Below are 15,141 nucleotides of genomic sequence, written 5' to 3' on the forward strand. Positions count from 1 at the left end.
AGTGTATTGGCATGAGACAACGCATCGCAGTGGTCGGGAGCGGCCCTGCCGGCCTTACCTTCGCCCGCGTCCTGCACCGCCATGATCACCCCGTCACCGTCCTCGAACGCGATCCCGCCCCCGACGTCCGCCCCCCGGGCGGCACGCTGGACCTGCAAGAGGGGCTGGGGCAACTCGCGCTGGACAAGGCGGGGCTGCTGGCGGAGTTCCAGGCGCTGTCTCGACCCGAGGGGCAGGCCATGCGCATCCTGGACACGGACGGGACCGTCCTGCGCGACTGGCGACCCCGTCCAGATGACCGGGCCAATCCCGAGATCGACCGCGGGCAACTCCGTGACCTGTTGCTCGGCCCTCTCGACGTCCAGTGGGGCCGGGGCGTGACAAAGGTGGTGCCGGGGACCCGGGATGGCGTACAGGTCCATTTCGCGGACGGGCGCCAGGAGATGTTCGACCTCGTGGTCGGCGCGGACGGCGCCTGGTCCCGGGTCCGCCCGGCAGTGTCGTCTGTGACGCCGCACTACACCGGCGTCACCTCGATCGAGACCTCCCTCGACGACATCGACACCCGCCACCCTGACCTCGCCCGGTTGATCGGTGACGGTTCCATCGCTGTGTACGGCGTGAACCGAAGCCTTGTCGCACAGCGCAACAGCGGCGGCCACGTGAAGGTGTACACCAAATTCCGCGCGCCGCTGGACTGGCACACGAACCTGGACCTGGCCGACGTCGAGGCCGTGCGATCGAGCCTGTTGGCTCTGTTCGACGGCTGGGCCGCTCCCGTCCTCGACCTCCTCCGTAACGGCACCGCTTTCGTCCACCGCCCCTTCTACGCTCTGCCCGTGTCCCACACCTGGACCCACGTCTTCGGGGTGACGCTACTGGGCGACGCCGCCCATCTGATGCCCCCGTTGGGGGCGGGCGCGAACCTCGCGATGCTGGAAGGCGCCGAGCTCGCCGAGTCCATCGCCACCGGTCAGGGAGATCTGGACGAGGCCGTCCGCGCCTTCGAGGAACAGATGTGGGCACGGGCGGGCAGGTGGGCGAAGATCACGACGGCCGGTCTGGAACGCCTCGTGAGTCCGGACCCCGCCGAAGCCCTCGCCGTCTTCGACCAGGTTGAGCCATCCTGACCGCCAGGTACGAAAGCACCGGCACTCCCAGCTCTCGCTGGAGGAGAACGTCAGCTCCACGCCCCCGACCGTACGAACCGGACACAGCTCACCACACGCAGCAAATGCGTTCGAGTACTGGCCCGACCCCCTTCGTCTCAGGGCATCCACCGCACCCGTCCCGCGGACGGCCTGGCCGCCGCGTGCTTCCGCCACCACGAGGCGAGGTCGGGTATGCCGCTGCTGCACGATCACCTGCTTCTGTGCCTTCGGGTCCTGCGCCCGGACGGTGTCTGGCGCGCGGCGCACTCCGTGACCCTGCTGGAGTCGGCCGTCGCCGCTTCCGTGCTCTCCGACGAAGTCGTCGTGGCTGAGGCGTGCGGGAGGCTGGGACCGGCATCCGAGCCACGCACCGGACGAAGTCGCAGCAGCTGGTCCTGGTGAGCGACCGAGGGAAGCGGCCCCTCGGCGGCAGGCAGGCAGGCCAGTCGAGGGAACGTCAAGGACGTGACCTTCGGCTGGTCAGCCGTCGGAGCCGTCCATCGAGGCCGTGTTCTCTGAGCTTATTGCCGAGCCCTGCTCGTGGTCACGATGTCGATGGCGACTTGAAGCGGTGTCTCCGCATTCCCAAGTAGTGCCCGGGTGATGGCGATCGCCTGGACGACACTCATGCCGCGTTCTGCCAGAAGGTTCTGGACAGCCTCCATTCCGTCGCGCTCAAGGACCGGTCGGGACTCCTCGACCAGCGCCGCCAACCGCGCGGCCTCCTCTGGGCTTAACCCTATGACGTGGTCAAACACGAATTCTTCCTCCCGTGATGAGCCGATGGGTCGTACTCACTTCTCGTCAGAACCCACTGCTGCACTCAGGACCTTCACGGCGTCAGCGTATTGAAGGCGGTCGAACCGGGACGGGCCGAACCCCGAATAGTGACGTGTCCAGCGGCGGGGTCGTTCGAAGGAGGCCCAGGTCACGTGGCCAGGAGCCACGGTGAATGTGGCTATCGGTGGCCGGCATTCCCATTCACCGCGTTCACAGCCGAGCAAGGGTGTCTTTGGCCCCATCGCTCCGGTGGATCGGCCATGGAAACGGCCCTTCATCGGGCCGAACCGGAAGAACTGCGGGACAGGGCCCCGTCGGCGTCTTCGGCTGGTTGTATCCCAGCGTTGGTGTCGAACTGGTCGATCGAGTCGGTGGGTGGTACTCGGCCCGTGTGCTCATGCGGGTCGTAGGGGAGAACGAGGGGTACTCTCCCGTACCCGTCATGGACCCTGCGGATGCTTGTCGAGGGCACGTCGGCGAGTTCGGGACTGACGGCCAGGAGCCGCTCGGTGTCCGTCTTGGACGGCGCAATCCGCGGCAGCGGGATCAGCTGATCGGGGGTGGGCGGCCGGTATGGGACCAGACCGTGGTGGGAGAGGTCGCTGAGTTCCTCGATGCGGATGCCCGTCGGGTGGGCGACTGGGCAGTCCGTGTCCGTGGCGGCTGCCGGCGGCGGTGTCGCGGTTGAGGCCGGCGGATCGGCCACGATCAGCACCGTTTCGTGTGTGGCCTGCGGCTTGGTGAGCAGTTCGCGGAGCTTGGGCTCGGTGTCGCGCAGGCGTTGTCGAAGGCTTTCTTCCCGGCCGGGTGACGGTGATGGCGTGGTGTTCACTCTTGCCGGCGTCCGAGCCGGGGGGACGCCAACGGCGCCGGTGCCGATCACGTGAAGCCTCCTCCGTCACGCTTTCGTCCGGCCTTGCCAGGGCACCGAGGTGCCGCGTCCACGCTATGGAGTGCCGTTCCAGCTCGGGTGAAACCGGTGTTCCAGCCCCTTATCAGCGGTCCGTCGATGGCTGCGGGCCCGGTGGCGTCACGCCCCGCGGATCATGGACAACAGGGGGGAGGTCATGCCGGACCCGAAGGCCGGAGGCTCCGTTGCGCAGCCACGAAAACGGTGACGGGGGCGGGTCTACCGGGACGTGGGATGTCCGGGGGCTTGGGTGTGGTCGCTTGCGATCCGGGTGTCGTCGGCTTGGGCGGGGGCGTTCATGCTGGCGAGCAGGCGCAGGCGTTCTTCGGAGGCGCTGCCCGGCTGCGCGTGGTAGGTGATCAAGGTTTGCCCGTCGGTGCCCGGGACCAGCAGTTTTTCGTAGTGCAGTTCCAGTGGGCCGACCTGGGGGTGACGGAGCAGGGTGATGCCGCTGGTCTTGTGCTTGACGTCCTGCCGGGCCCAGAGGGTGCGGAAGCGTTCGCTGCGCAGGGAGAGTTCGCCGACGATCTCGACAAGGCGCGGGTCCTCGATGTCGGCGCCGACGACCGAGCGCAGGTAGGGGACGACCCGGGCGGTCATGTCCTCCCAGTCCTGGTGGAGTTCGCGCATCTCCGGTTCCAGGAACGCGGCCAGGATGCCGTTGCGTCCCGGCGCGTTGAACGGTGAGAGGGCGATGGCGAGGCTGTTGGCGGCCAGGACGTCCATGTACATGCCGTGGACGTACGCCGGGGTCAGCGGCCAGGAGTCGATGAGCGTGCGGAGGCCGTCGCTGACCTTCTCCGGCTTGCGGGACCTTCTGCGGCGCGGGCTCCTGCGGGTGGCGATCTCCAGCAGGTAGGCCGTCGCCTCCTCGTCCAGTCGCAGGGCGCGGGCGATGCTGCGCAGGACCTGCTCCGAGGGGTTCCTGTCGCGGCCCTGCTCCAGGCGGTTGTAGTAGTCGGAACTGATCCCGGCGAGGAAGGCGACCTCCTCGCGGCGCAGGCCCGGGACACGCCGGTTGCCCGTGTCCCGGGCGTCATCGGGCTGGACCAGTTCCCTGCGGGCGCGCAGGTACTGGCCCAGTGCGTTCGTGTCTCCGGCGGGTGTCATGTTGCCAGCGTACGGACGTGTTCCGCCCTTGTGGGTGGCCCTGCCAGTCCCAGTCCCGACCGGTCCTGGTGCGCCCCACCGCGCTCGGCGCAGTCTGGCAGCGCCATACGAACGACCGAAGGAATGCTCCATATGTCCAATGTCTTCACCACTCCGTACGACCGCGCCAGCACCGCCTCGGAGGTGGCCGAGGGCGTCGACCTGTCCGGCAGGCGAGCGATCGTCACGGGGGCCAACTCCGGCATCGGCGTCGAGACTGCCCGCGCCCTGGCGGCCCGCGGCGCCGAGGTCACTCTCGCCGTCCGCCGCCCGGAAGCGGGCGAGCAGGTCGCGGCCGACCTGCGCAAGGCCACCGGGAACGACGCGATCCACGTCGGCCGCCTGGACGTGGCCGACCTGGACTCGGTGCGGGCGTTCACCACCGCCTGGCAGGGCCCGCTGCACATCCTGATCAACAACGCCGGCATCATGATGCCGCCGGAGCTCGAGCGGGGCAGCGCCGGTCATGAGCAGCAGTTCGCCACCAACTACCTGGGGCACTTCGCCCTGGCCCTGGGGCTGCACCGCGCTCTCGCCGACGTCGACGGGGCGCGCCTGGTCTCCGTGTCCTCCGCGGGCCATCTCTACTCGCCCGTGGTCTTCGGCGACATCGACTTCCGATTCCGCCCGTACGACGCGCTCGCCGCGTACGGGCAGTCCAAGACCGCCGGGGTCCTCCTCGCCGTCGAGGCGCAGCGCCGCTGGTCCGGCGACGGAATCACGGCCAACGCCCTGCACCCCGGTGCCATCGCCACCAACCTCCAGCGCCACACCGGAGGGCTGCGCACCCCCGAGCCCTACCGCAAGACGGTCGAGCAGGGCGCCGCGACCACCGTGTTCCTCGCCGCTTCCCCGCTGGTCGAGGGGGTCGGGGGCCGTTACTTCGAGGACGTCAACGAGGCGCCGCTCGTCCAGGCCCGGCCCACCGGACTGGGCGTTCCCGGCGTGGCCCCCTACGCGCTGGACCCGGAGAACGCCGAGCGCCTGTGGGAGCTGGCAAGCGACATCGTCCGCTGAACGGCCCAAGGGCGCCGGTCTGCCGTTTTCCACCCGAAGCATCAGGATCAACGAAAGAACATCGCAATGACGACGACGATACGCAGGGTCGGTTTCATCGGTCTCGGTGACCAGGGCGGCCCCATGGCGGTAGCCATCGGCGAGCGCGGCTTCGCGCTGCACGTGTGGGCACGGCGCCCGGCATCGCTCTCGGCGGTGGAGAGCGTCCCGCACACCGTGCACGGCACCGTGGCGGAGCTGGGGGCGTCCGCCGAGCTGATCGGGCTGTGTCTACGCGACGACGCGGACATCTGGGACGTGCTGGACGGGCAGGGGCTGCTGGCCGCGATCGCCCCCGGGACCATCATCGTCAACCATGGCACGGGTGACCCCGCCGAGGCGGTCCGGCTCGGCGAGCACGTGGCACGGTCCGGAGGTGTCTACCTCGACGCACCCGTCAGTGGCGGCAGCCCCGGCGCCCGTGCCCGCACCCTCACGACCTTCGCCGGGGGATCCGAGGACGCGTTCGAGACGGCCCGCCCGGTGTTCGACACGTTCAGCGACACCGTCACGCTGATGGGACCGGTCGGCGCAGGTCAGTTCGCCAAGCTGTTCAACAACGCGCTGACCATCACCAACATGAAGAACGCCGAGGACGTCCTGGGTCTGGCGGCGCAGGTCGGCCTGGACCTCCCGGCGCTGATCGACGTGATCAACGCCAGCAGTGGCGGCAGCGCCGCGCTGCGCTCCCTGGGCCGGGATGTCACCCCGGAGCTCGCCGAGCACGTGCACCTGCTCATGGAGAAGGACATGCACCACTTCGCCGACGCCGTACGCGCCGGCGGAGGAGGCGACCCCTCCGCGGTGCTCCGACGCGGTCTGGCCGGCGCCGCCGGCCTGGTCGGCACGGCTCGCATGGTCGCCCGCGCCCGGCGGGCGGCGGGGCGCGAGGGGGACGCCGCGTGAGCGGCGCGTTCCCGGCGACCAGCCGCGCCGCTGCTCTGATCGCCCCCGGCCGGCCGCTGGAACTGCTCGACGTGGAGACCCCGGCGGTCATCGAGCGGGACGCGCTGCTGGTCCGCATGACCTCGGCAACCCTGTGCGGCACCGACGTACATGTCGCGGACGGCGCCGCTCTGCCTCTCATCCTGGGGCACAAGATGGTCGGCCGGATCGTCGCCTTCGGTGACGGTCCGCGCCGGCCGTACCGAACCGCTTCACGACGACGATCCGCCGGTTCGCACACCGCCGGGGCTGGCCATGGTCACCCTCGGAGGCCTGGACGGGCGTACCGTTCGCACAACTGGTGACCGTCCCCGCAGCGGTCGCGGTCGCGAGCTTCACCGTCGCCCCCTACGTGATCAGCCTGTACGCGCTGACCGAACGCCTCGCCCCCGCCGAACGGGCCGCAGTCGCCATGACCATCCTGTGCGCCGGCGGCCCCCTTGGCACAGCCGCCGGACAGGCCATCTCCGGCAGCCTCGCAGACACCCACGGCGTCGACGGCGCACTCCTGGTCGCTCTCATCGTCGCAGCGGGAGCACTCGCCCTCGCACTCTCGGCATTCCTGGCCGACCGACAGCGCAACATCTGGATCATCGACGCCGCACCCGCGACGTGTCCGATGGTCCAGGAGCGCTCCGAACATCCGCAGAGAATCCATTGAGCGTTGACTGAGCGTTCGGCCCGGCGGCTGGTGGGTTTGGTCGCCGGGCCAGGTGTTGCGCCAGTTCGAAGCGGCTTCGCCAGTGAGTCTGTGGGCCATCAGGTCGGTCACCGTTCAGTGCCTGTCCTGAGCCGGTCATGACATGGCGCGGTTCGTTAGCCTTCGGTGACTCCGGTTAGCGTCCACCAGAGTGATCAAGATGGTGAAGGAGCAGGGCAAGTGAGTGTTGCGGGTCTTGTCCGGCTGTGTCGATGACGAGGTGTTCCCGGCTCCACGGCTCGTAGTCGCGGTTGAGGACCTGCTGCCAGTCGGGCAGGGGCAGGTCGGGGATGTCGATCGATCGTGTGGTCACGCGCTCGCGGTGCTCGACCGGGTCTGAGCAGATGACTTCCACTTCGACGACGGGGACGGCCGCCTGGGTCCCCACGCTCTGCCAGCTGTCGCGGGTGACCGTCAGGGGGTTCACGGATTCCGCGATCACGGTCAGTCCTTGCCGGAGATGTTCCTCGGCCAGGGCGTATCCGATGACGTAGCCGGCCGGTCCGACGGGGTGCTGTGCCAGGCCGGAGCGGACGATGGCCTGTTCGATGGTGTCGATGCGCAGGTGGACCGCGCCGGTGCGCGCGGCCATCAGCCGGGCCAGGGTGGTCTTGCCGGTGCCGGGCAGTCCACCGATCGCGATGAGCATGTACTCATCCTGCCGGAGCCGGAAGGAGACGAAGCAGGTGGTGCCGTGGGAGAGTCGGTGCCGGCCCGGTATGCGGGCCGGTCCAGGTGGAGTCGCCGACGGTGAACTTGAGAACGATCAGTCCCGGCTGGCCATGCGGGAGGCGGGCTGTGTGCTCCAGCGGGAGGACCGGCGGGTGATGCGCCTGGTCGCCAGCGGGATCGCAGCCAAGGTGATCAAAGATTCCGAGTGCTGGACGAGTCGTTCGTAGTCCCGGGCATGACGGCGGGCGTGCATGATCCAGGCCAGGCTCCGCTCGACCACCCAGCGGCGGGGCAGGATGACGAACCCGACAGCGTCCTTCGGACGGCTGATGGTCTTGAGCGTCAGGTTCAGGTGCTTCTTCGCCCAAGTCACGAGCTGTCCGGCATAGCCGGAGTCGGCCCAGACGATGGTGATCTCGGGGTGCATCAGCCGCAGCAGGAACAGCACTTCCTTCGCGGCGTCGCGATCGGTCATGTCGGCCGGGGTGACCATGCTGGAAGCCGGAACGGTCCGCCGCAGCTCGCGACGATCACGGCCAGGGCTCCGTCGCAGTAAATCCGGTATTTACTGCGGCAGTTGTGCATACGTCTCCGCAATCGAGCGTCTGCCCGAATGCGGTTCTGCTGTGAGGGCTTGAGGGGAGGAGACTGTCAGTGCGCGACGCTGACCAGTCCTGGCGCCAGCATGTTTGCCTGGGCCATGCCCCCAGGTCCTCCGTCACGGCAGGCACTCGGCGAGCAGGTCGACGACGTCGCGCCAGGCTCGCTGCGCGTGCTGTGGGTGGTAGCCGACGCCGGGGACCACGGGGTGGTCGACCGGCGGGTGGTGGAAGGCGTGCAAGGCTCCGCCATAGACCACGAGGCGCCAGTCGACGCCCGCGGCCTGCATCTCAGCGGTGAACGCGTTTCGTTGCGCGGGCGGCATGATCGGGTCTTCCGATCCGACCCCGGCCCACACCGGGCAGCGGATGCGCGCTGCCTCGCCCGGTCGGCCCGTGGTAGTTGCGTTGACTGTCCCGATCGCGCGCAGGTTGACGCCGCCTCGCCCGAGTTCCAGCGCGATGGCGCCCCCGGTGCCGTAGCCGATGGCGGCGATCCGGTCGGGGTCGGTCCGGGGCTCGGTGCGCAACTCGTCGAGTGCCGCCTGGCCGATGCGCCGCATCCGGTCGGGGTCAGCGAGCAGTGGCATGCAACGGGCCAGCATCTCCTCGGGGTCACCCAAATAGCGCCCGCCGTGAAGGTCGAAGGCCAGCGCTACATATCCCAGCTCGGCGAGAGCATCGGCCCGGCGGCGCTCGACGTCGCTGAGCCCCATGCCCTCTGGTCCGAGCAGCACCGCGGGCCGCCGGTCGACACCGGCCGGGAGCGCGAGGTGCCCGACCATCGTCAATCCGTCGGCCGGGTACTCGACCGTACGCGTCGTAATCGTCGTCATGAGACTGGACTGTAGTGATCGTCGAGCCCGGTCCGGCCGGTGTTCTGCCGCTGGCAGAGCAGCGTAGGCGTCCCTCTGAAATACGGGACGGGCCCGGCGCTCAGGGCTTCAAGATCATCCCGTTGCCCCTTTGGCGCGTATCTCGGTACCGACGCCAATTGCATCGGATGAGAATGCGCGACACCCGTCCTGGATGCCGAGGCGAGGCTGAGAACGGGCCTTCCCAACAGCACAGTTGAGCCCTGCATCGTACGGAGCCGCGGTAGCCGCCGAGGCTGGGCTCGTGCAACCCCGCGAGCCGCAAGAAGTCCTTGACCATGCCCGCCTCCAGCAGGCCGACGAGCAGTGGCGAGCCAAGTACGGAGCCTGCGCGGGCGTCGAGGGAAACATCCACCAGGCCGTCGCGGTCACCGGGATGAGACGTGCCCGATACCTCGACCTCCAGAAGACCCACCTGGATCATGTCTTCTCCGCCGTTGCGCTCAACCTCATTCGCCTCGATGCCTGGTGGAACGGCCACCCGCTCGACCGCCCCCGCGTCAGCCACCTTGCCCGCCTCGGCCTCTCCCTCGCCGCATGACCGAATCAGCCAGCAGGATCGGTACGGCAAGGGCGAGGAATAACCGCTGTGCTTTTGCCGCCTTCGGTGGTCTGCCGGATGGCGGCGGCCGCATCTTCGGCGGTCGAACCTGTACCGGGTGCCGAAGGCGCTGTTGCCGAGAGCGGTGAGGTGCAGGTGGCGACGAGGTCGCCTAGGCACTGTCCGGCGGATCACGCTTCGGAGGCGAGCGGCCGGAGGTCGTAGAGGTAGGAGCGATCGTTTTTGAAGCTGCGCCAGACGGTGACCGGGGGTTCGGGCTCGTCAGCATGGCTGTTGAGGGGATGGGCGGTCACGAGGCCGTCAGCGATCTCGCAGTGCCAGCCGTCGGTCGGCGACCAGACACACCACACCTTCCCGTCCGCTCGGCGGTACGCGGGGCGGCCGTGGTGCTCGCCGTCGCGTTCGAAGTGGTAGCGGAGCCCATCGATGTGGCGCACGAAGGTGAAGGATGCGAGTGCCGTCATACCTTCGGAACTGTATGGGACGACGCCGCTACGGCTGAGGAGTTCTGTGCGTAACAGGTGCAGGGCACATCACACGGGTGGAGCCAGAGCCGGATTGTGGCCACGGTGACGGTGCCGTGGAAGATGTAGGCCCTCTTGTCGTAGCGGGTGGCAACGGCCCGTGAGTTCTTGAGGCGGTTGATGGTCCGCTCGACCTCGTTGCGGCGTTTGTAGGTCTCGCTGTCGAAGCCGGCGGGCCGGCCGCCCTTGCTTTCGCGTCTTGTGCGGTGGGCCCGCTGGTCCTTCGGTTCGGGGATGGTGTGCTTGATCTGGCGTCTTCGCAGGTAGTGGCGGTTGCGGCGTGAGCTGTATGCCTTGTCGCCGCCGAGTTGGTCCGGCCTGGTGCGCGGTCGTCCGCCCTGCGGTCGGGGAACGGCGATGCGCTCGAGGACCTCAATCATCTGCGGCGCGTCGCCCCCACTGGCCGGGCGTGATCAGGAAGGCCATGGGCCGGCATCCCCCCTCGCCGGCGAGGTGGATCTTGCAGGTCAGACCGCCCCGGGACCGTCCGAGTCCTTCGCCGGGGCGGTGGTGCCGGGGCGTTCTCCTTTTTCGGGATGCGTGGCCTTTTCTTGCGAGCCCCGGCCGCGTGCTGATGAGCGCGGCAGGACGTTGAATCGACGCTGACCATGCTCCAGTCGATCCGGCCAGTGCGGTCGGCGTCCGCCTGGACGGCGCGCAGAATCCGGTCCCACGTGCCGTCCGCCGACCGACGCCGGTGCCGCTCGTAGACGGTTTTCCAGCTGCCGAAACGCTCCGGAAGGTCCCGCCACGGTATGCCCGTTCGCACCCGGAACAAGAGCCCGTTGATCAACCTGCGGTGATCGCTCCACCGGCCTCCACGCTGCCCCGACGCCGGCAAGTGCGGCTCCAACCGGCCCCACTCGGCTTTCGTCAGATCGCCCCGCCCCATGCCGGGAACAACGAGTCAGCAGTCCGACAGTCGCTTGATCCGCCGGACAGTGCCTGGGCCAGCCAGTCCGGCCACGACACGAGGGTTCGCTGCCGGGCGGCTCACCCTTCGGTACCCAGGTCGCTGTTGAATACTGGCTCGCGGGCCTGTTCCCCGGAAGGGCGCACGATCTACCCCCTGGGTGAGCCGAGTTCCGCATCAACTGGCCGGCTCGAAGTCATCGACCAGCCTCCCCCTGAGGTTCGGCCATCCGGGAGGTCCCGTTGTCAGTGGTGGGCGGCAGGATGCCGGTCATGACAATACGGGTACCAGAGATCGCGGACGCGGCCGCCTACACACAGGCCGTCAAGGAGGCTGTCGGGGCGGCGGCCGGGTATTACGCAGGCGGCACATCGCCACTGGACGACGACGGCTACGACCGGCTGGTGCGCGGGATTGCCGCGTACGAGGCCGGACACCCCGAGCAGGTGCTGCCCGACTCGCCCACCGGGAAGGTGGCCGGCGGCGCCGCGGACGGTGATGTCCCGCACACGGTGGCGATGCTGAGCCTGGACAACGTGTTCTCCCCGGAGGAGTTCACCGCCTGGACCGAGTCCCTGGCCCGCCGTGTCGGGCACAAGGTCACCCGCTTTCACGTCGGACCGAAGCTGGACGGCCTCGCGATCGCCGCCCGCTACACCGGTGGCAGGCTCACCCGGCTGGTCACCCGCGGGGACGGGGCGGCCGGGGAGGACGTCTCGCACGCGATCGGCACCATCGACGGCCTGCCCGAGCAGTTGGCCGAGCCGGTCACCGCGGAAGTGCGCGGCGAAGTCCTCATGACCAGCGCCCAGTTCGAGTACGCGAACACCGTGCGCACCGAGCACGGCGGCCTTCCGTTCGCCAACCCGCGCAACGCAGCGGCGGGCACCCTGCGGGCCCGCGAGCGCCTCTACACAGTGCCGACGACGTTCTTCGGCTACGGACTCCTCCCTTTGCCGGGCACCGACCCGACGTTGGCCGAGCGGCTGACCGCGTCCGCGCACAGCGACCTGATGCACCTGGTCGCCGAGCTCGGCGTGCACACCAGCGCCCGCACCCCGGCCCCGGACACCGTCGCCGAATCAGTGGAACAGGTCCTCGCCCGGGTGCAGGAGATCGCCGCGGCCCGGGCCGGGCTGATGTTCGGGATCGACGGGATCGTCGTCAAGGCCGACCTCGCCGCCGACCAGCAGGCCGCCGGATCCGGCTCCCACGCCCCGAGATGGGCGATCGCCTACAAGCTCCCGGCCGTGGAGAAGATCACGCGGCTGCTGGCGGTGGAGTGGAACGTCGGCCGCACCGGGATCATCGCCCCGCGGGGCGTCCTGGAGCCGGTCGTCATCGACGGATCCACCATCACCTACGCCACCCTGCACAACCCGGCCGACATCACCCGCCGCGACCTGCGTCTGGGCGACCACGTCATGGTCCACCGTGCCGGCGATGTCATCCCTCGCATCGAGGCGCCCGTGGCCCACCTGCGCACCGGCGCCGAGCAGCCGATCGTGTTCCCGCAGCTGTGCCCACGGTGCGGGTCCGGCATCGACACCGGCCAGGAACGCTGGCGCTGCGAGCAAGGCCGCAACTGCCACCTGGTTGCCTCCCTCTCCTACGCCGCCGGCCGCGACCAGCTCGACGTCGAAGGCCTGGGCGCCACCCGCGTCATCCAGCTCGTCGAGGCCGGCCTGGTCACCGATCTCGCCGACCTGTTCACCCTCACCCACGACCAGCTCCTCGCCCTGGAACGGATGGGCGACACCAGCACCGACAACCTTCTAGCCGCCTTGGCCGCGGCCAGGACGCAGCCTTTGTCGCGGGTGCTGTGCGCACTCGGCGTCCGCGGCACGGGCCGGTCCATGTCCCGGCGGATCGCCCGGCACTTCGCGACCATGGACAACATCCGAGCCGCGGACGCCGAGGCTCTCCAGCAGGTCGAGGGCATCGGCCCCGAGAAGGCGCCGTCCATCGTCGCTGAACTCGCCGAACTCGCCCCGCTGATCGACAAACTCGCCGCGGCCGGGGTGAACATGACCGAGCCCGGCGCCATGTTCACGCCGGCCGCCACAGAGACCGCCACCGAGGGCACGACCGCAGCCTCCACCCCGGCAGCCGGCCCCCTCACCGGGATGACCGTCGTGGTCACCGGCGCGATGGCCGGGCCTCTGGAACAGCTCAGCCGCAACCAGATGAACGAACTCATCGAGCGGGCCGGCGGCCGCTCCTCCTCCAGCGTGTCCAAGAAGACCACCCTGGTGGTCGCGGGTGACAACGCCGGGTCCAAGCGCGCCAAAGCCGAAGACCTCGGCATCCGGCTCGCCACACCCGACGAGTTCGCCGCCCTCGTCGCCGACTACCTCGTCTGACACCGCCGCAGGAGAGACATGTCCTTTCCCGAGCTTCCTCAGCCGGCGCCCGGTGAGGTGCTGTTGGTCTGCACGTGCTACGAGGACGGCAGGGCCCTGTGGGGCGAGCTCCTCGACGAGATCGGGGCCCGCCGGGAAGGCGACGGGCTCGTCCTCGGGGGCAGGGGGGTTCGGCTGCGCATGGTCGAGGACAGCAGGTGGGACTACCTGCACGGGGGAAACATCCCGGCGCTTGTTCCCGACAGCAGTCCCGTGCCGCCGGTCGTCGTCCTGGCGGACATCCCGGTGGTGTACGGCGGGGACGGGCCGCTGCTGGTGGACCTGGCGGCGATACCCGGGCGTGGCGTCCGGATCCCGTCGGCCCGCCTCTGCGAGCTCCTCGCCGGCCTGCTGGGCGGCACACTCGCCTTCGACGACCTGGTGCGCGACATGGACCGGTGCGGGATGTACCAGGGCGATGGCGGTCGGCCGGCTTTCCCCACGCCGACGCTGCCGCGCCGGTCCTTCCCGTCGCTTCCCTCCACCGCCGCGGCCCTACTGGTCCGCACTTGCTTCGACGACGAGGCGGGTTGGCAGGCCCTGCTCGGCGAACTGGGCGGGACAGACGCGGACGGCTGGGTCGGCACGGACCTGGACCCGGACGAGATCGACGTGGAGCACTACCCGTTGACAGCGCTGGTCGTCGGCAACCCTGCCTTCGAAGGCCTCCAGCCGGGCCAGGTCCCGGCGCTCGCCCCGCCCGAGGAGCACACCACGCTCGTCGCGCTCGCCGACACCCGGACCTTTACCGAGCCCGGACGACCGCTGACCGTCGTCGACCTGTACGACAGCCCAGGACGGCAGGCCGTCCTTCCATGCCGCGAGGTCGGATCGATGGCGTGCAACCTGGAGATCGCCAACATGGACTTCTCGGAGTATGTAGCCACGGCCTCGCCGCGGGCTCAACGGGCCGCCAGGCACCCCCTGACGCGCGCGACGCTGGCCGAGCGCGGCTTCGTCGGCTTCGTGCCGTTTGCCGACCTCCCGCACAACACCGTTCCCTCAGGGGAGGGCATCTACGTGGTGCTGCGCCCTGCCAGCTCGCCCCCCGCCTTCCTCGCACGCAGCCCTGCCGGCCACCGCACGGGCCACGACCCCACCAAGACGGCCGCCACCCTGAACAGCGTCTGGGTGCCCGGTGCCACAGTTGTCTACGTCGGCAAGGCCGCCGGCCGCCAAGGGCTGAGCAAACGGCTAAACGCCTACCGCCGTCAGGGCCAGGGGCGCAACGCCGGGCACAGCGGCGGCGAGTACATCTGGCAGCTCGCCGACTCCGACACGCTCCTGGTTGCCTGGCGCACCGTGGCTGAGTCGACCGCCGGCCAAGCCGAAGCAGAGCTGATCGCGGAGTTCACCGCGCTCCACGGAGCGCTCCCCTTCGCCAACCGTAACCGGGGCTCCTTGACCTAGGGGTTTCCGGTCGATCACGTAAGTCGCTAAGCTGCCACTTCTTCTCGAAGGAGGCGGTGATGGGACTCGAAACCGCCGTCGCAATGGTGCAGAAGATCACGGACGTGGACTACGCCGACGATGCCGAGGCCAGCGGCATATTGGAGGCGCTTGACCGGGCCCTTGCCTGTCCCAGCGGATATGTGAGCGACTTGATCTTCTGGCCCAAGAGCCGGAATCCGGCAGCGGCAGAGGTGGTCGATCAGGCTCTGGCCTACCGTCCCCTTGCGTTGTGAGATGACCTCCAGTCCAAAGCCAGATGGTCAAGGCAACGGCGGTAACGGGTCTTAGCTTGTCTTTTGACCTTTGAGGCTGTCGCGCTTAATGATGCTCTCGGGTTGTCTGGTGGTTTTGCTGACGTTGTTGCGGGTGGTGGGGCGGCGTTTCTTGGACCCGTGTGGTCTTTCTGGTGCGGGTTTTGAGGGTTTTGGTGTATGGGCTGGTCGGTGCTGGT

At 69.1% G+C, this 15,141-nt stretch carries 16 protein-coding genes and 2 pseudogenes; 10 read left to right on the plus strand and 8 right to left on the minus strand.

The window, feature by feature from the left end; translation table 11 throughout:
- The first annotated feature begins 11 nt into the window (after nt 1–11).
- Together ACZ5K7_RS33210 and ACZ5K7_RS33215 are read left to right on the plus strand one after the other, a co-directional pair.
- Nucleotides 12–1,130 carry an FAD-dependent oxidoreductase gene (locus ACZ5K7_RS33210; RefSeq protein ID WP_468919155.1) on the plus strand — a complete coding sequence of 373 codons (1,119 nt, stop codon included), beginning with the start codon at nt 12–14 and terminating at the stop codon, nt 1,128–1,130.
- A 144-nt stretch (nt 1,131–1,274) separates the two neighbouring features.
- Complete coding sequence (locus ACZ5K7_RS33215; RefSeq protein WP_468919289.1) at nt 1,275–1,553, plus strand: relaxase domain-containing protein; 279 nt, start codon at nt 1,275–1,277, stop codon at nt 1,551–1,553.
- A gap of 119 nt (nt 1,554–1,672) precedes the next feature.
- On the opposite strand, the gene ACZ5K7_RS33220 is transcribed toward ACZ5K7_RS33215, so the two are convergent.
- The 3 genes from ACZ5K7_RS33220 to ACZ5K7_RS33230 all read right to left on the minus strand — a co-directional run bounded on the left by ACZ5K7_RS33220 (nt 1,673) and on the right by ACZ5K7_RS33230 (nt 3,951).
- On the minus strand, nt 1,673–1,909 hold the full coding sequence (locus ACZ5K7_RS33220; RefSeq protein ID WP_468919157.1) for a hypothetical protein: 237 nt from the start codon (nt 1,907–1,909) through the stop codon (nt 1,673–1,675).
- A 296-nt stretch (nt 1,910–2,205) separates the two neighbouring features.
- Complete coding sequence (locus ACZ5K7_RS33225; RefSeq protein ID WP_468919160.1) at nt 2,206–2,814, minus strand: hypothetical protein; 609 nt, start codon at nt 2,812–2,814, stop codon at nt 2,206–2,208.
- A gap of 246 nt (nt 2,815–3,060) precedes the next feature.
- A complete protein-coding gene (locus ACZ5K7_RS33230) occupies nt 3,061–3,951 on the minus strand; it encodes a helix-turn-helix transcriptional regulator (RefSeq protein ID WP_468919163.1) in 891 nt (296 codons plus the stop codon).
- 132 nt (nt 3,952–4,083) lie between these two features.
- On the opposite strand from ACZ5K7_RS33230, the gene ACZ5K7_RS33235 reads away from it, so the two are divergent.
- The 4 genes from ACZ5K7_RS33235 to ACZ5K7_RS33250 all read left to right on the plus strand — a co-directional run bounded on the left by ACZ5K7_RS33235 (nt 4,084) and on the right by ACZ5K7_RS33250 (nt 6,652).
- The gene (locus tag ACZ5K7_RS33235) at nt 4,084–5,007 is read left to right on the plus strand and encodes an SDR family NAD(P)-dependent oxidoreductase (protein ID WP_468919165.1); all 924 of its coding nucleotides are present in this window, start codon (nt 4,084–4,086) and stop codon (nt 5,005–5,007) included.
- Between the two features lie 66 nt (nt 5,008–5,073).
- The gene (locus tag ACZ5K7_RS33240) at nt 5,074–5,952 is read left to right on the plus strand and encodes an NAD(P)-dependent oxidoreductase (protein ID WP_468919168.1); all 879 of its coding nucleotides are present in this window, start codon (nt 5,074–5,076) and stop codon (nt 5,950–5,952) included.
- Nucleotides 5,949–6,296, plus strand: a complete 348-nt coding sequence (locus tag ACZ5K7_RS33245; RefSeq protein ID WP_468919171.1) for an alcohol dehydrogenase catalytic domain-containing protein — start codon at nt 5,949–5,951, stop codon at nt 6,294–6,296. Before ACZ5K7_RS33240 ends, ACZ5K7_RS33245 begins: the two co-directional genes overlap by 4 nt.
- A complete protein-coding gene (locus ACZ5K7_RS33250; protein ID WP_468919174.1) occupies nt 6,293–6,652 on the plus strand; it encodes a hypothetical protein in 360 nt (119 codons plus the stop codon). Before ACZ5K7_RS33245 ends, ACZ5K7_RS33250 begins: the two co-directional genes overlap by 4 nt.
- A gap of 175 nt (nt 6,653–6,827) precedes the next feature.
- Here the strand turns inward: ACZ5K7_RS33250 and ACZ5K7_RS33255 are convergent, their stop codons facing one another.
- From ACZ5K7_RS33255 to ACZ5K7_RS33265, 3 genes and pseudogenes are all read right to left on the minus strand, one after another.
- Complete coding sequence (locus tag ACZ5K7_RS33255) at nt 6,828–7,340, minus strand: P-loop nucleotide/nucleoside kinase family protein (RefSeq protein WP_468919177.1); 513 nt, start codon at nt 7,338–7,340, stop codon at nt 6,828–6,830.
- 144 nt (nt 7,341–7,484) lie between these two features.
- Nucleotides 7,485–7,922, minus strand: a pseudogene (locus tag ACZ5K7_RS33260) (transposase); the annotation flags it as partial.
- 159 nt (nt 7,923–8,081) lie between these two features.
- Entirely contained in the window at nt 8,082–8,798 is a 717-nt protein-coding gene (locus ACZ5K7_RS33265) for a dienelactone hydrolase family protein (RefSeq protein WP_468919179.1), read from the minus strand.
- A 283-nt stretch (nt 8,799–9,081) separates the two neighbouring features.
- Here ACZ5K7_RS33265 and ACZ5K7_RS33270 point away from each other — a divergent pair, with 283 nt between their 5' ends.
- Nucleotides 9,082–9,378: a transposase gene (locus tag ACZ5K7_RS33270; RefSeq protein ID WP_468919182.1), complete on the plus strand. Its 297-nt coding sequence runs from the start codon at nt 9,082–9,084 to the stop codon at nt 9,376–9,378.
- 191 nt (nt 9,379–9,569) lie between these two features.
- Here ACZ5K7_RS33270 and ACZ5K7_RS33275 read toward each other — a convergent pair whose 3' ends face one another.
- Nucleotides 9,570–9,863 (minus strand): PH domain-containing protein, encoded by a 294-nt coding sequence (locus ACZ5K7_RS33275; protein ID WP_468919185.1) that lies wholly within the window; start codon nt 9,861–9,863, stop codon nt 9,570–9,572.
- Nucleotides 9,860–10,815 (minus strand): annotated as a pseudogene (locus ACZ5K7_RS33280) (IS5 family transposase). Before ACZ5K7_RS33280 ends, ACZ5K7_RS33275 begins: the two are co-directional and overlap by 4 nt.
- Before the next feature lie 293 nt (nt 10,816–11,108).
- Between ACZ5K7_RS33280 and ligA the strand changes: the two are divergent.
- The 3 genes from ligA to ACZ5K7_RS33295 are packed head-to-tail and all read left to right on the plus strand — an operon-like array spanning nt 11,109 to nt 14,923.
- On the plus strand, nt 11,109–13,199 hold the full coding sequence (gene ligA, locus ACZ5K7_RS33285; protein ID WP_468919188.1) for an NAD-dependent DNA ligase LigA: 2,091 nt from the start codon (nt 11,109–11,111) through the stop codon (nt 13,197–13,199).
- A gap of 18 nt (nt 13,200–13,217) precedes the next feature.
- A complete protein-coding gene (locus tag ACZ5K7_RS33290; RefSeq protein ID WP_468919190.1) occupies nt 13,218–14,648 on the plus strand; it encodes a DUF6924 domain-containing protein in 1,431 nt (476 codons plus the stop codon).
- Nucleotides 14,649–14,707: 59 nt separating this feature from the next.
- Entirely contained in the window at nt 14,708–14,923 is a 216-nt protein-coding gene (locus ACZ5K7_RS33295; RefSeq protein ID WP_468919193.1) for an e9imm peptide, read from the plus strand.
- The last annotated feature ends 218 nt before the right edge of the window (nt 14,924–15,141 follow it).

Source organism: Streptomyces sp. NPDC031497 (assembly GCF_055580905.1).

Coding starts and splice junctions, on each gene's coding strand:
- ACZ5K7_RS33210 (WP_468919155.1), top strand. CDS start 12: ATGAGACAACGCATCGCAGTGGTCGGGAGCGGCCCTGCCGGCCTTACC.
- ACZ5K7_RS33230 (WP_468919163.1), bottom strand. CDS start 3,951: ATGACACCCGCCGGAGACACGAACGCACTGGGCCAGTACCTGCGCGCC.
- ACZ5K7_RS33235 (WP_468919165.1), top strand. CDS start 4,084: ATGTCCAATGTCTTCACCACTCCGTACGACCGCGCCAGCACCGCCTCG.
- ACZ5K7_RS33240 (WP_468919168.1), top strand. CDS start 5,074: ATGACGACGACGATACGCAGGGTCGGTTTCATCGGTCTCGGTGACCAG.
- ACZ5K7_RS33255 (WP_468919177.1), bottom strand. CDS start 7,340: ATGCTCATCGCGATCGGTGGACTGCCCGGCACCGGCAAGACCACCCTG.
- ACZ5K7_RS33265 (WP_468919179.1), bottom strand. CDS start 8,798: ATGACGACGATTACGACGCGTACGGTCGAGTACCCGGCCGACGGATTG.
- ACZ5K7_RS33275 (WP_468919185.1), bottom strand. CDS start 9,863: ATGACGGCACTCGCATCCTTCACCTTCGTGCGCCACATCGATGGGCTC.
- ligA (WP_468919188.1), top strand. CDS start 11,109: ATGACAATACGGGTACCAGAGATCGCGGACGCGGCCGCCTACACACAG.
- ACZ5K7_RS33290 (WP_468919190.1), top strand. CDS start 13,218: ATGTCCTTTCCCGAGCTTCCTCAGCCGGCGCCCGGTGAGGTGCTGTTG.
- ACZ5K7_RS33295 (WP_468919193.1), top strand. CDS start 14,708: ATGGGACTCGAAACCGCCGTCGCAATGGTGCAGAAGATCACGGACGTG.